Raw genomic sequence first — 15,281 nt, forward strand, 5'->3', positions numbered from 1 at the left:
TCTTTACAATAAGATTAGCCGGAAAAATGCGGATAGGAAAGGAGCAACATATGGCACAGCTTTCCGTCAAGAAACCGATGGATTCCCAATCACTCCGGGACCGCCGGAAGAACGGGTTCCTGCGGTTCGTCAGGCAGCTCGACTTACAGTTGATGGTCATCCCGGCGCTTGTTCTTATTTTTGTGTTCAGTTACATTCCGATGTACGGGATTCTGATCGCCTTTCAGGATTACAAAATCGGGCGCAGTTTTACGGGCAGCCCCTGGGTTGGCATGAAGCATTTCATAACTTTTTTTCAATCGCCGGAGTTCGGGATCGTGATGAAGAACACGGTCATCATAAGCCTGCTGAAGTTTTTTATCGGCTTTCCGGCCCCGATCCTGTTGGCCCTGATGCTCAACGAAGTCCGCAAGATGGTGTTCAAGCGGATTGTACAAACGATTACGTATCTGCCCCATTTCATGTCCTGGGTCATCCTGGGCGGGATCGTCGGGTCCATGCTGGCTACGGACAACGGCAGCGTCAATATGCTGCTGGAACGGCTGAATCTGATCGATGAACCGATCAACTTTTTGTCGCTTCCGGAATATTTCTGGTCCATTTTAATCACGACCAACGTGTGGAAAGAAATCGGCTTCGGCTCGATCGTATACCTGGCGGCCATCGCGGGCGTCGATCCCAATACGTATGAAGCCGCTTCGATCGACGGGGCCAGCCGTTTTCGTCAAATTTATTTGATAACGCTTCCATCGATTATGCCGGTCGTTTCGATCTTTATGATTTTGGCCATCGGCAATCTGCTGAGCGCGGGGTTCGAGGACATTCTGGTGCTTGCGGTCAATCCGGCGCTGCGGGATGTGTCCGATGTTCTCGATACGTATGTCATCCGGGTCGGCATCAACAATTACCGGTACTCGTATGCGACCGCGGTCGGTTTGTTTAAAGCGGTGATCAGTGTCGGTCTGCTGACGATCGCCAACTACGTGGCCAGAAAATCCGGCAACAGTCTGTGGTAAACAAGACATCATCCAGGGAGGTGAACATCGGTGCGGGATAGTCTGGGTGACCGGATTATGGTCACGTTCATTTATATTTTTCTCATCCTCCTGTCCGTTTCGACCTTGTATCCATTCTTAAACGCTATTGTTATTTCCTTAAACGAAGGCCTGGATACCTCCAAAGGGGGAATTACGCTCTGGCCCAGGGAATTTACCTGGGAGAATTATCGCGTGGTCTTCCAGGACGAAAGGCTGATGAGCGGTTTTCTCGTCTCGGTGCTGCGCACGGTCATCGGAACGGTTACGGCCATTCTGGCTACCGCGATCTTCTCGTACGGCATGTCCCGGAAAGAGCTGATGGGGCGGAAGTATTATATGGTCATCTGCATCATTACGATGTATTTCGGCGGGGGATTGATTCCGACCTTCCTGCTGATCCGCGATCTCGGCTTGATGAACTCGTTTTGGGTCTATATTATTCCCTCGCTGATCAGCGTCTGGAATATGATCATTTTCCGCACGTTTTTTCAAGGACTGCCGGCGGGTCTGGAGGAATCGGCCAAAATCGACGGCTGCGGCAACTGGGGTACGCTATTCCGGGTCGTTCTTCCGTTATCCGGTCCGGTGATTGCGACTTTGGCGCTGTTTACCGCGGTCGGCCATTGGAACGAATGGTTTTTGGCCAGCATCTACGTTTCGGATGAGAAGCTGCTGCCGATCCAGACGATCCTGAAGCAGATCCTGGCCTCGAATATCGTATCCGAGCAAACGGCCAGTATGGATGCCGCCGCGCTGGCCCATCTGCAGAAAGCGAAGACGGTTACGAGCAAGTCGTTGTCCATGGCGACGATGATGGTGGCTACGCTCCCGATCGTTCTGGTGTATCCGTTTGTGCAAAAATACTTCGTCAAAGGCGTGCTGGTAGGCTCACTGAAAGAGTAGCCAGGGGGTTTAGAGCGTCCCGCTTTAAACATATATATTTGGAGGGGAAAGGGGATCACAGGGAATGAAGAAAAGAAGTAAGCGGTTTGTCGGTATGATCGCTCTATTGACGGTGATGGTCATGATCGCGGGTTGCTCAAGCGGCTCGGGCAAAGCCCCGGACAACAGGGCGTCCCAAACCGGTGAGGGCAATACGGATCAAGGAAGTGCGCCGAAATCCGCAGAATCCGGCCTCTACGAACTGGGCAAGGAACCGCTTGAATTTACGCTGTTCGGCAATTACGACTGGTATACGATGCCGAAATGGGGGGCGGACAAGGCGACAGCCTGGATTCAGGAGAACAAGAAAGTGACGGTAACGGAAGTGCCCAACGGCGGGAATAACGTCCAGAAGATGAATACGATGATCGCCTCGGGCGAACTGCCGGATGTCATATGGGGCGAGCGCGGGGCGGAGGTGGAGCGATTGCGCGAGGCGGGGATGCTCGTGCCGTTGGATGACTATATCGACAAGTATCCAAATTTGAAAAAATGGCTGGACCCCAAGGCGCTAAACATGCTGCGCTCGCCGGACGGCAAAATTTATCAGTTCCCGAACTGGTACACGAACCGCCCGAATGGGAATGCCGGCTGGGTTGTCAACAAGAAAATCTATGACGAGTTGGGGAAACCGAAGCTGGAAACGACGGATGATCTGTATGCCTTTTTGAAGAAGGTCAAGGAAAAATATCCGGATGTTACTCCGTTGGAGACGGACCTCGCGAGTGAAGGCCACGGTCTGGATCAGATCTATTCCGCCTTCAAAGAGAACAATTTCAGCTTTACCCGCTATTTTGCCGTTCCGGATGGCGATAAAATGACTTCGATTTATAAGGATGAGCCGTTCCGCGAATCGGTGGTGTACGCCGCCAAGCTGTTCCGCGAAAAACTGATGACTCAGGATGCCATGACGCAGACGCGCGACCAGGTGCAGGAGAAGCTGATGAACGGAAAAGTCGCCGTGTACGTGTCGACGAATCCGACAGTCTATGCAATGCAGGCTCATGCGGAATTGACCAAAAAGGATCCGAACGGCGGTTATTTTATGATTTGGCCGATTCATAAGGAAGGGCTGGATAAGAACAAAATTTACCCCGGGACTTACAACAAGCTGGGATGGAACGCCGCAGTCATCACCACAAGCGCCAAGAACCCGGAAGCGATCTTCGCTTTCCTGGACTGGTATACGGGGCCGGAGGGAATGAGATTGCAGATGTGGGGCGTGGAAGGTGAATATTGGGACGGTCTGGAAGCCGACGGGGAAACGCCGAAATTCACCGAGAAATATACGAAGGAGAAAGAGGCGCTCGCGGAGCATCAAACCAAGATGGACCCGTTAATGTGGGTGGGCAATACCGTGTATGTCGACGATATCAAGGGGAAATATGAAGCGACCCTCTCGGAAAATGAACGGAATTGGTCAACATACTGGCAGTATGCGATTACGTGGAAAACGCAAGGTGACGCCACGGAATTTATCAACCTCTTCCCGATGCCGGACAGCGAAGAGGGGATCTCGTTCCAGCGCGCAAATGACATTTGGCTGAAAGTCCGGGCCCAGACCTTGTACGCGAAGACGGACGAGGAAGCTCTGGAGATGCTCGACAAGGCTCACGAAGATACGATGGCGGCCGGGTTCCAAAAGGTACTGGATTACTATGCGGTCAGATGGAAGGAAAACTTGAAGCAGATTAACGGAAACTAATAACGAATCGAGGGAAACCGATTATTCGGGGACCCTCTTTTCAGCGTTTTGCGGGTGCAGAGCACCTCCATCTCATGGGGAGGAAGGGATTCTTGTCCGGAGGGAAGAATTTAGTATTATATTAGGTTGAATTCAAGAATAGAATTGCGTTGGGAAAGGGTATGAAATAGTTTCGGAGATACGTTGCCGGCATCCAGAATTGCGGATATATCGGAGTTTACATCATTAACGGGAAAATCTCCCGTTAATGTACCGCTCTTGGCTCTTCGATCGGATTTAGCTGGAAAAACTCCATCTATTTCGCAGCCCTATTGCCGATATACACAATTTCAGGCGAATTAGCGGGAGGTTCTCCAGATAATTGGCCTCTGAAGCCGCATACGCACCAAATTAACGGGAAGAATTCCCTTTAATCCAAATGAGTTGTAGGTGAAGAGTGTGAAAAGAACCCTCTAAACCGCACCGCCGCCTATTGCCCCATCAGACATCGTAGTAGGAGAAAATGAGAATCCGCTGCTTCAATTATAATTTGGAGTGAGGCACTAGTATGCCAATCAATAGTTCAATATATATGGATCAATTGGACTCAATGAACTTAAATAATCAAGTTCGGGCATAACGTTTATGGATGGATTCCCCTGAAAAAAGGAGTTGCCTCATGTATAAAGTTTTGCTGGCGGATGACGAACAGCTGGATTTGGAGGGGATGAAGCGGTTTATCCCCTGGTCAGAACTGGGTCTTCAGGTTGTCGGTGCCGTGAATAACGGCTTTGCGGCCTGTGAGGTTATGGAGCGGGAGCCGGTCGACATCCTGGTCACGGACGTAAACATGCCGAATATGTCAGGGCTGGAACTGGCCCGGATCGCGATCGAGAAAAGGCCGGAGGTTCGAGTAATTTTTGTAAGCGGTTACCAGGATTTTAACTATGTGAAACAGGCGCTATCCCTCAAGGCCTGCAGCTACGTGTTAAAACCGATGGAGGACGACGAACTGATCTCCTCCCTGCGCCGGATCACTGAGGAACTGGCCGCCGAGGAACGCCGCAGGGAAGCGGAAAAGCAATACCATCACCTCAAGCCGATGGCGAAGAACGACTTCCTTGCCCGCCTGCTGGAAGGCGAGCTGGCGCTTACGAAGGCGGAGGAGTTTAGCGAGCTTGCGGCTTCCTTTGGCGTGGATCATCTAAGTACGCCGCTGCAGGCGGCCGTGCTGGAGCTTGATGATTTGAAGTGGCTGCAGCCGGGAATCGCAGAGGCGGCGCTGCGCAATTTGGAGCTGAGCTTGAAACAGATCAACGAGGTGTTGCTCAGCTATGGATTTACGCACAGCTGCAAGCTGTCCCGGCAGCGGATCGGCATCCTGTTGCATGGTGAGGGGCTTCGAGCCTGCGTCGATGAGCTGTGCGGCGCGGTGGACGCCAAGGCGTCCCTTTCCCTGACGGTCGGGCTGGGCGAGCAGGTGCCGCATCTTTCCCGGATTCATGAATCCTACAGGCAAGCGCTCGAGGCGCTGGAGGGGAAAATGTTCTTCGGCAGGGGGCAGGTCATTAAATATGAAGATGTGCAGCAAGCCCCGGAGCTCAGCGATGCGCGAACCTTGGATCTGAGGCTGGATGCGCTGTTCAAGGCGATGGCCAATTACGATTTGGTGCTCATTCACGATGAAATCGAGAACCTGTTCAAATCCGTCACCTCGCTCCGCTCGAAATTTACGATTTATAACCTGGCGATGTACATCGTTTTTAAGCTGGATCATTATCTGCATGCTTTGGATGAGGATTTGTTCGAAATGCTCGGTATGGAGCTTCACAGCCTGGATGTGGTGCTCAAATTCGAAAGAGTCGGGGATATCCGTTCTTGGCTGGTCCGCAAAGTATTTGAGATTTCGGAAATGCTGCGAATCAAGGCCAACTCCAAAAACAGCCGGCTGATCCGTGAAATTTTGCGAACGATGCGGGAGCGGATGCAGGAGAACCTGACGCTAAAGGACATTGCCGAGCAGTTTTCGTTTTCGCCCAACTATTTGGGGCACCTGTTCAAGGAAGAAGTCGGTAAAAGCTTCAGCGAAACCCTGATCAGTATGCGGATGGAACGGGCCCGCGAGCTGCTCAAAAATCCGTCCCTGAAAATTTACGAAGTGGCGGACCAGGTCGGCTACCGGTATATTCCGTATTTCAGTCGGCAGTTCAAGGAAACGTTCGGCATGACGCCGATGGAGTGCCGAAAGCGCGAGTAGACGGGGGGACAAAAAACATGAAACCGGCCGCGGATCCGAATCCAAATCAACCGAAGTACATTCCTTTCGGCTATAAGTTAATGATCACATATATGGTGTTTATTATTTTGCCGGTCCTTGCGATCGGCTATTTTTCGAATTCCATGTACCAGGATTCCATCCGGAACCAGACGAGAAACTCCATCCAGGGGACGCTGGTACAAATGAAGGATAACATCGAATTCAAAATGGCGGACGTGGAGCGCGTCTCCTCCATGCTGTATGACGATTATTCCCTGATTATCCAACTGCGGAGCTTTGAAGAAGGGTGGGACAGCTACGAGCGGACGACGAAAATCATCAAGCCGAAGATCGCTATCGCCGTAAATGCGACAGGTCTGAATATCGCGATGTATCTGTTCCTGGCCAACGAAACACTGCCGGAGGTGTATTACGGCTCTTTTGAGCGTGAAAATCCGGATCTGCTTGAGCGGAATTACAACCTTTACCATTTGAAACGCATTGAAAATAAGCCCTGGCACCGGGATTTCCCGCCGGAAAAATACGGGGAGACGATGCTATGGAGGAAGGTCGAGCGGGATGCGGATTTCAGCCGGATTTCCCTGCTGCGCCGCCTGGTGGACAGCCAACGGCCGCTGGATTTGAAAGAAATCGGTTTTATGCGGATCAGCGTTAGTACGGAAGAACTGTTCCAGGGGCTGGATTACAAAAAAATCGGCGATGGCAGCGGCCTCATCATCAGGGATGAAACCGGAGCGGTGCTGCACCGTTCCGGAATAATTCCCGGAGGGGATGGCGGCGGTTCCCATGCAAACGGGAGCGGGAGCGAGTTTCTGACGATCCGGGAATCGGTCGGCAGGCAGGGCTGGGAACTGGCGGCCTATGTCCCGCTTACGATTATGGAACGGGATGCCGCAAAGGTGCGCGTGTTCGTTATTCTGATCTGCCTGCTGTGCCTTATCGTATTTACCTTTGCCGGGATGTTTATCTCGCGCTATTTCTCGATCCGGATGAACAAAATCGTGTTCGTGCTGAACGCTTTTCGCGAAGGGGAGCTGCATAAACGGATGGGGTACCGGGGCAAGGATGAATTTTCCCAGATCGCCAACGCATTAAATGAGATGGGCCAAAATATCGACCAGTTGATCGAGCAGGTATACATGACGCAGATCGAGAAAAAGGAGGCCGAGCTCGAATCGCTGCAGGCCCAGATCAATCCGCACTTTTTGTACAATACGTTGTCTTCCATCAGCCGCCTGGCCCAATTCGGCGAGATTGACAAGCTCCAGCGGATGGTGCTGGATTTGGCGAAGTTTTACCGCCTTTCCCTTAATGAGGGGAGGACAGTGATCCCGGTCCACAGCGAATTGGAACAAGTGAGGGCTTATATGAACATTCAGACGACGAAATTCGGCGATGCCGTCCATGTCTTTTATGATATCGATCCGGGGATTCTGAACTTCGTTACCGTAAAACTGATTTTGCAGCCTTTTATCGAAAATGTTCTGGAGCACGCCTGGTTCGGTAGCTCTATCCATCTTCGGATCTCGGGCCGTCTGGAAGGGGGGCGTATCGTATTTAAGATCATTGATGACGGGATCGGCATGTCTCCGGGGCGGATTGCGCAAATATTCGATCCGGTGGAAGGGCTGAATACCGGTTTTGGCATCCGGAATGTGCATAGCCGGATTCAGCTCCATTTCGGGGCTCCCTACGGCGTTACAATAGGAAGCCGTATTGGGATCGGCACCACCGTCCAGGTCGTTATTCCCGCACAAAGGCGGGTGGACTAGGACCAAAGACGAGGGGGGATTTCGGTAAACCTACATTGTTTTGTCCGCAAGGCCATGGTCCTAAAACTGAAACTATCTTCCTGTTTTATGGAAAAAACGTTTGTAACTCCGGGGAAGCGGGTAAATGATCCATGGTAATCCGAATCATAGCAGGATTGCCGGAACCTTATTCATAAAGGAGTTTACGATATGATTCTCAGCAGCGTACATAGCCCGGTACCCTACCATCCTCAATATCAGAGAACCTCAGTGGTGAATCAGGCCAAGAAAAGCGAGGGTAAGGATTCCGCGCTCAGCTTTCAGGAGATATTGCAGGAAAAAATGAAAAGTAACCGGGAACGCCAGACTTCCGAGTCAAAGCGGCTGTCTTTGCCGAGATTGATCTAAATCATATGTTCCCCCTGCCCAAGGCTGCCGTTTTCGAGGAAACGGCCGGTCTTGGTTTTTTTGTTTGGGATGGCTCTTCATGGCCGAGTTATTGCCTGTTCTGCCTTGACAGAAAATGACTTCTCGGGTTTAATAGTCCAATAGTTTCTTCCCGGAGAAATTGGAAAATTGAGCAACAAGAAAGGCAAACAGTGTATGAACGCGAACCTTAGACAGATTCATCCGTTATCCTGGACTATTATTGTTGGGACGATTTTCGGCCGCATGGCAACCTCAATGAGCGTTCCCTTTCTCTCCATTTATTTGATCGGCAGGCTGGGCGCAACCCCGTTTGAGTCCGGCATCGTCGTTGCGGTCAGTTCGCTGATCGGTGTCTTTGCCAGCTTCTACGGCGGATACATATCGGATGTGATCGGCAGAAAAAAAGTGCTGTTCATCTCCATTTTCGGCTGGGCGCTGGTCTTTGTGGGCTTTGCGCTCGCGGATCGAATCTGGCTGTTCTTCATCATCAACGCGCTGAACGGGCTCTGCCGGGCCATGTTTGAACCGACCTCGCGGGCCTTATTGGCCGACATTACCCCTCAGGAAAGCAAACTGCTCGTGTTCAACCTGCGCTATGCCGCTATCAATTTGGGCGTGGTGGCCGGTCCGATTTTAGGGCTGCAGATGGGTTCTTCCCATTCGGGGAGCGTTTTTTACATCGCGGGCCTCGTTTATTTTTGCTATGGCGCGGTTCTCGTCCTTCAGTTTCTCGGACATAAACATATCGGCACGGCCAGCGGCCCAAGCACGGCTGCTTTAACCTTAACCGAAGCGCTGCGGGTTACCGGCAAGGATCGTACTTTCGTCTATGTGCTGATCGGCATGATTTTTTGCGTGCTGGGCTATGGTCACTTTAGCTCGACACTGGCCCAATATTTGGAGCTTGGCCCTCATTTCACGGACGGCGCGAAATGGTTTGGCTACATGCTGTCCTTGAATGCGGTGGTCGTGCTGACCGTCCAATATCCGCTCGTCCGCTTCGCCAGCCGTTTCTCGCCGATCGCGCCGTTGATCGCGGGAAATTTATGCGTCGCCTGCAGCCTGCTTATATTTGGCCTCTTCCCTTATATATGGACGATGATGCTTGGCGTTGTGTTGTTTACGATTGGAGAAGTGCTGATGTTCACAATGACGGATGTGTTGGTGGACCGGATTGCCAGCCCCGAACTGAGAGGCACCTATTTCGGGATGTTTGGCTTCAATAATCTGGGGAATGTGCTGGCTCCTTTGCTTGGAGGCATTTTGCTCGACGGATTTGGGGCGAATCACGCGGTACTGATCTTCGCCGTTATCGCTTTGACCACAGCTTTCGGTCTTCCGTTCCTCCTTCTGGCCCGCAAACATATGCCCGAGGCGAAGGGGCAAGAGGGAGCGGAAATGTGAAGAAAGCAGTTGCCTTTCCCAGATTTAGGGAGATGCTAGTGATGTTTTCGCTTCACAGTATTTCCTTAGGGAAAGGAGGACTTAGATGATCGGGGTTATCGATTTCGTGCTCGATAAGCTCCATGTCGCAGGCGCTTCCGGAGAGGCAGCAGCATCGAGGCCTTGGCGGAGTTCTATTGTCTCTCCCATGAGAGCATTAAACGAATCGTATACACCAAGAAAGCGTAGAAAGCGTAAATTTGCCCGCTTGCCGGTACATCGGCAGCGGGCTTTTTATCGTTGCGTGGATAACGAGGGCTTATTTCGCCGGTTTCGGCCAAATAAAGTAGCTGCAGGTAATTAGGAAGTCTATCCCCAGAACCACTCCCCACATCCGCAGAACGCCCATTAGCTTTTCTGTACGAATCGGGTCATCGATCCAGTAAATCAGCCCCGCGAGGAGGCCGGCACCGATGAGAAACGCAAGAATATGCCGGAAATACCCTTTCAAATAGTGCTTGGCGAAATCCGTGCCGTACCGCTTCACGGGTTTGGCATCCGGCTGCTTGGCGATGTGGTAACGGAATCGGGTGTCGGCCCATTGGATCATGCTTTTGCCATAAGCGATGGAAACGCCGATGTAAACGGCGGCGATGGCGTGGGCGGTGGTGGCCGTGGCTCCGTGATACAGGTCCAGACCGGTAATTATCAACAGAACCAGATCCACAACAGGGGTTAAGGCAAGGAGAATCAGGCCCAGCTTGGGTAATTTCAAAAAATAACGGGTAATCAGACCGGCTGCGATAACAACCCAAAACGCAATTTCACAGGCAACGATCATCCAGGCTACAAAATTCATTGCTTACTCCTTCCAAAATAATAAAAAATTTAATTTTCTTTTTATAATACAGCTGTACTAAATAAATGTCCACAGGGAACTTTTTTTGATAAAATGAGACTATGCCGAAACAAATCGATCATGATCAAAGAAAACAAGTGATCGCCGAAGCGACATGGCGGGTAATCTTGAGGGACGGAATGAGCGGGGCGACCGTGAGAAATATCGCTCGGGAAGCGGAAATTTCCCCGGGATCGCTCAGGAACGATTTTACCTCCCAGGAGAGCTTGCTTCGCTACGCCATGAATTTGGTAAAGGAAAGGGCGGGCGAGCGCATCTTGTTCATTGCCAACCAGGACCTGCCTCCGAAGGAGAAGGTGCTGGGGATGCTGCTGGAAATTGTACCCACGGATGAGCAAACGAGGGCGGAAATGGAGGTGTGGTTTGTATTTACAGCTCATTGCAGCCATCAGAGGGAGCGGTTTGATGTGGGTTACGACGGAATCCGGAATATGATCCGGCTTATTTTTCTGCAGCTGCAGGAGTGGAATTCACTAAAGCCGGATATTCACCTAGAGCTTGAGATTGAGAAGCTTTACGCTTTGGTGGACGGTTTGGCGCTGCATGCCATGCTGGAGCCCGGCAGGCTGAATCGGGACAAAATTAAAGCCATACTGGAAAGCCATCTATCGTCCGTCTGCCTGTTCCCATCCTAGCGAATTGTCTAATCTGTGGCCCAGGCCTTCTTCCGGTCTGACGCGTATACTGTGTCGAGATCCGGAGGAGGTGAAGAACCTTGACGCTATCGGCAATAACGAAACGAGCCCGCAGCTATGTCGGGAAACGGGTGCGGATTAAAACCAGAACCGGAGCGGTTTTATACGGCACTGTCGAAAAGGTGAAGGGCGGCAAGCTGTACTTGAGAACGAAATCGGTCCATCCCAAGGGCAGTAAGGCCCATGCCACTTTCGCTCCGGTCATTTTGCCACTGGTTCTGTTTGATTTGCTGGCGATATTGTTGCTGGAAGGAAGACCAAGACGCAGGAGATTAGGCAGGTTATAAATTTAGTGGTTTGCAAAGCCCCGGCCGGGTTCATTTTCGGCCGGGGCTTTGCATCGATAAACGAGTTTAGTGTCCGATCGGCCAACTCACACTCTTTGAGGCAGACTATAGCGTCCGGTTAGGCCGCGGGGCCGCTGCGGGTGGTGGCCACCCCGGTCGATGGAGCCCCGGTCGATAGCCGCCGCGGACCGTCAAGCTATCTTAGCGCGTGTGCGCGGCGGCAGGCCAAGCCGGAACTCGTCTGCATAATCGGCCAAGTTCTCTCATAGACATGTATCAGTTTAGGAAATCAAACTGCAGAGGGGATGATCTCATGCGTCGGATCGCAAGGATGCTGACGATATTAATCGTAGTAAGCATCGTACTTGCCGCATGCGGGAAAAAAGATGCCGCCGGCGTCGTCAAGGATTTGGACAAAGTGGTTACCAAATTGGAAAGTTATCAGGGTTCGGGGACCATGACACTGTTTACCGGTGACAAGCCCCAGGAGTACAAGGTCGAGGTGTGGTACCAAAACCCGTCCTTTTACCGGATCGCCCTCACCAATGCGGAAAAGGATGTGACCCAGATCGTGCTTCGGAACGAGCAGGGAGTATACGTCCTTACGCCCAGCTTGAACAAGAGCTTCCGGTTTCAAAGCGATTGGCCGGAAAACCAGGGTCAGGTGTACTTGTACCAAACCTTGGTGCGCAGCATTCTGAGCGACAACGCGCGTCAATTCGTCGCCGATAAGGAAGACTATGTATTTGAAGTGGCCGCCAACTACAATACGCATGCTCTCGTACGGCAAAAAATCTGGTTGGCGAAGGAGAACTACGCTCCGAAACAGGTGCAGGTTTCCGATGCCCAGGCGAAGGTCGTCGTCGAGGTCAAATTCGACAAGTTCGATTTTAACACCAAATTCGACAGCAATTCTTTCGATATGCAGCATAACTTGGATACCGCGGCTCAGGATGCCAAGGGGACGCTGCTGGAAGTGGACGAGAACGGGATGCTGGTGGAAAAATCGCCGGAAACCAAAGCGCAGGACAATCCCGCTGCGGCTGGCGTAAACGCAGGAGAGGAGGGCGAAAAGGCAGCGGACCAGGCCGTTCCAGCGCTGTCGGAACCATTTGGGCAGATTATCCCGACATATCTTCCCGATGGAGTGGTTTACCAGGATGATGCGATTGTCGAGGATGGCGAACGGTACATGGTGATGCTGCGTTACGATGGTACATATCAGTTCACACTTTCGGAATCGCGTTCCCCTGATCGTACGGCGTCCCTCGTTCCCGCGCAATTCATCGATCTCGGGTTTACGGCCGGGCTTCTCACCGGCGAAGAACTTCAAACCTTGACATGGACCGTGGACGGGTTGGAATTCCGGATTACCAGCGACAATTTGCCTGTGTCGGAGATGGTGAAAATCGCCGCTTCTATGCAGGATCAATCGGGTAAATAAGGAAATAGTAGCAGGCGGATTTTCGGCTGTTGGGGAGATGGAAAAAGTTACCCTGACCCGTCTATTCGCCTCTTTCTTCATTTCGCCTTCCGATAGATTTGACAGCCGCTCCCGGGAACATTACGATTAGTGTATTGTTTGAGCATGGACTTTCAATCATTAGAGAAGGTGACTTAAAGTGCAAGTGAAGTATCGGCCAACCCAAGCAGTTATAGACCTGGATGCACTGTATTCCAATTACACGGAGCTGCGGCGAAATCTGCCGGCCGGAATGAAGTTCTTGGCCTGCGTTAAAGCTAACGCTTACGGGCACAGCGCCGTCATGATCGCGCGCGAACTTGAACGTTATGGAGCGGATTACCTCAGCGTAGCATTTTTGGATGAGGCGCTCGAACTCCGGCGTTCGGGGATCAAACTGCCTATTCTCGTACTTGGATACACGCCTCCGCATGGCGTAAGAACTGCATGGGAGCACGACATTACGCTGAATGTATTCAGCGCAGAAGTGCTTGAGGCGATCTCGGCGCTCGAACCTTCCGAATTTCCGCATAAGCTAAAGGTCCATATCAAGATCGACTCCGGTATGGGACGCCTTGGTTTGCTTCCCGGGGAAGGAGCGATTGCCTACATTCGTCAAGCGCTCGCAATGCCGCAGTTGGAAGTTGAGGGGCTGTTTACTCACTTTGCTACGGCGGATGAAAAAGACAAAAGCTATACATTGGAGCAGTATCAGCGGTTTCAGGACGTGGTGTCCGCCCTGGGGGAACTTGGAATCCAAATCCCGATTATACATACGGGCAACAGCGCCATCGCCATCGATTTACCGGACTTTTCTTGCCAAATGGTAAGAGTCGGCATCGCTTTATACGGGCTATATCCGTCCGAGCAAGTCAGTCATGAAAGCGTGAAGCTTAAACCGATCCTGTCCCTGAAGAGCGCCGTGGTATGGGTTAAAACGCTGCCGCCGGCCTCCGCGGTCAGTTACGGGGCGAAATATGTGACGAGACGGGCGGAACGGATCGGGACGCTCCCGATCGGTTATGCCGACGGGTATTCCCGCATGCTGGATGGCAAGGCGGAAGTATTGATACGCGGACGCCGCGTTCCTGTTGTCGGAACAATCTGTATGGACCAATGTATGGTGTCGCTAGAACCTTTGGCCGATGAAGCCAAAGAAATCCAAGCCGGCGAGGAGGTTGTACTCATCGGTCAGCAATCCGGGGGTCAAATATCCGCGGATGAACTGGCCTCCGCGATTGGAACTATCCACTACGAGCTGATATGCATGCTGGCTCATCGGGTTCCGCGGTTATACACCCGCACAGGGGAACCTGATGTCCTGGTCAACCCTCTATCGACCTAAAAATCACACAGGGCGACAAAAACCTACAAAACTTTTTTCCCAGGTGAAGGAATTTATGCCTAGGCTAGCGAATGAGTAAACATGGAAATGATCAGGTATGTACGGTAATGTCATTTTTGTTTATAATGATATGCAGCATACTTGATATACTCGCGGCATATATTTTCTTTGTATATATTTCCTTGGATAATGCTATACTGTATCACAGGGTCAAGGGATCAGGGTCGACAAGGTTTTGGGGGTGGAAGTTAAAGATGGCCAATATGCATAACACCAAAAGGATCATGATTAGTTTACCGGATCATCTTTTGCAGGAAGTGGATGGAATCGTGGCGATGGAGAATTCCAATCGCAGCGAGCTGATCAGGCAGGCAATGAAGCTGTATCTGAACGAGCGGAAGAAGCGGTTTATCCGCGAGTCGATGCAGCGGGGCTATATGGAGATGGCTAAGATCAATCTGTCCATGGCCTCTGAAGCATTCCATGCGGAGGAAGATGCAGACAGCACTCTGGACCGCCTAGTAAGCGGGGTGTAACTATTGATCGTTAAGCGCGGCGACGTTTTTTTTGCAGACCTCTCCCCTGTAGTAGGTTCTGAGCAAGGCGGGGTGAGACCGGTGCTTATTATCCAGAACGATATCGGCAACCGATTCAGCCCGACGGCGATCGTTGCTGCCATTACCGCACAAATCCAAAAGGCGAAACTGCCGACACATGTCGAAATCGAGGCGGCAACGCATGGGTTTGATCGGGATTCCGTTATTTTGCTGGAACAGATCCGCACGATTGACAAACAAAGATTAACCGATAAAATAACGCATTTGGACGATGAGACGATGAAGAAAGTGAACGACGCTTTGCTTATCAGTCTCGGCTTAATCGACTTTTGAACATACCGTGCGGGAAGACGATTCTCCCGCTTGGGTCGGACGCTCCGAACATAACGTTCGGGGCGTTTTTACTTTTATCCTACAATATGGACGCAGTGTTCGTGGATTGCATGCATCCGTCTTACGGCGTGAACGAAATGTTCAGCGAAAATAAAGCGGTGGTTTCATCCGGTAAGGAG

13 protein-coding genes are annotated in these 15,281 nt (G+C 51.6%); 12 read left to right on the forward strand and 1 reads right to left on the reverse strand.

The genetic code is table 11. The features are described from left to right. The first annotated feature begins 50 nt into the window (after positions 1–50). From V4U88_RS12825 to V4U88_RS12850, 6 genes are all read left to right on the forward strand, one after another. Positions 51–1,016, forward strand: coding sequence for an ABC transporter permease (locus V4U88_RS12825; protein WP_334073654.1), 966 nt, complete (start codon positions 51–53; stop codon positions 1,014–1,016). Between the two features lie 57 nt (positions 1,017–1,073). Next, on the forward strand, positions 1,074–1,940 hold the full coding sequence (locus tag V4U88_RS12830; RefSeq protein ID WP_334073969.1) for a carbohydrate ABC transporter permease: 867 nt from the start codon (positions 1,074–1,076) through the stop codon (positions 1,938–1,940). Positions 1,941–2,004: 64 nt separating this feature from the next. After that, complete coding sequence (locus V4U88_RS12835) at positions 2,005–3,684, forward strand: extracellular solute-binding protein (protein ID WP_334073655.1); 1,680 nt, start codon at positions 2,005–2,007, stop codon at positions 3,682–3,684. Positions 3,685–4,342: 658 nt separating this feature from the next. Continuing rightward, positions 4,343–5,920, forward strand: coding sequence for a response regulator (locus tag V4U88_RS12840; protein ID WP_334073656.1), 1,578 nt, complete (start codon positions 4,343–4,345; stop codon positions 5,918–5,920). Between the two features lie 17 nt (positions 5,921–5,937). After that, positions 5,938–7,713, forward strand: coding sequence for a sensor histidine kinase (locus tag V4U88_RS12845; protein WP_334073657.1), 1,776 nt, complete (start codon positions 5,938–5,940; stop codon positions 7,711–7,713). A gap of 582 nt (positions 7,714–8,295) precedes the next feature. Continuing rightward, positions 8,296–9,525: an MDR family MFS transporter gene (locus V4U88_RS12850; RefSeq protein ID WP_334073970.1), complete on the forward strand. Its 1,230-nt coding sequence runs from the start codon at positions 8,296–8,298 to the stop codon at positions 9,523–9,525. A gap of 298 nt (positions 9,526–9,823) precedes the next feature. On the opposite strand, the gene V4U88_RS12855 is transcribed toward V4U88_RS12850, so the two are convergent. Then, complete coding sequence (locus tag V4U88_RS12855) at positions 9,824–10,363, reverse strand: hypothetical protein (RefSeq protein WP_334073658.1); 540 nt, start codon at positions 10,361–10,363, stop codon at positions 9,824–9,826. 101 nt (positions 10,364–10,464) lie between these two features. On the opposite strand from V4U88_RS12855, the gene V4U88_RS12860 reads away from it, so the two are divergent. The 6 genes from V4U88_RS12860 to V4U88_RS12885 all read left to right on the forward strand — a co-directional run bounded on the left by V4U88_RS12860 (position 10,465) and on the right by V4U88_RS12885 (position 15,102). Further along, complete coding sequence (locus V4U88_RS12860) at positions 10,465–11,058, forward strand: TetR/AcrR family transcriptional regulator (protein WP_334073659.1); 594 nt, start codon at positions 10,465–10,467, stop codon at positions 11,056–11,058. An 80-nt stretch (positions 11,059–11,138) separates the two neighbouring features. Then, positions 11,139–11,405, forward strand: a complete 267-nt coding sequence (locus tag V4U88_RS12865) for a hypothetical protein (protein ID WP_334073660.1) — start codon at positions 11,139–11,141, stop codon at positions 11,403–11,405. A 313-nt stretch (positions 11,406–11,718) separates the two neighbouring features. After that, entirely contained in the window at positions 11,719–12,849 is a 1,131-nt protein-coding gene (locus V4U88_RS12870) for an outer membrane lipoprotein-sorting protein (protein WP_334073661.1), read from the forward strand. Positions 12,850–13,027: 178 nt separating this feature from the next. After that, entirely contained in the window at positions 13,028–14,212 is a 1,185-nt protein-coding gene (gene alr / locus V4U88_RS12875) for an alanine racemase (protein WP_334073662.1), read from the forward strand. A 254-nt stretch (positions 14,213–14,466) separates the two neighbouring features. Beyond that, positions 14,467–14,748, forward strand: coding sequence for a CopG family ribbon-helix-helix protein (locus V4U88_RS12880; RefSeq protein ID WP_148450794.1), 282 nt, complete (start codon positions 14,467–14,469; stop codon positions 14,746–14,748). Between the two features lie 3 nt (positions 14,749–14,751). Beyond that, positions 14,752–15,102, forward strand: a complete 351-nt coding sequence (locus V4U88_RS12885) for a type II toxin-antitoxin system PemK/MazF family toxin (protein ID WP_148450793.1) — start codon at positions 14,752–14,754, stop codon at positions 15,100–15,102. Positions 15,103–15,281 lie beyond the last annotated feature (179 nt).

The sequence above is a fragment of the Paenibacillus sp. A14 genome, assembly GCF_036864815.1.
GTDB lineage: Bacteria > Bacillota > Bacilli > Paenibacillales > Paenibacillaceae > Fontibacillus > Fontibacillus sanfengchensis.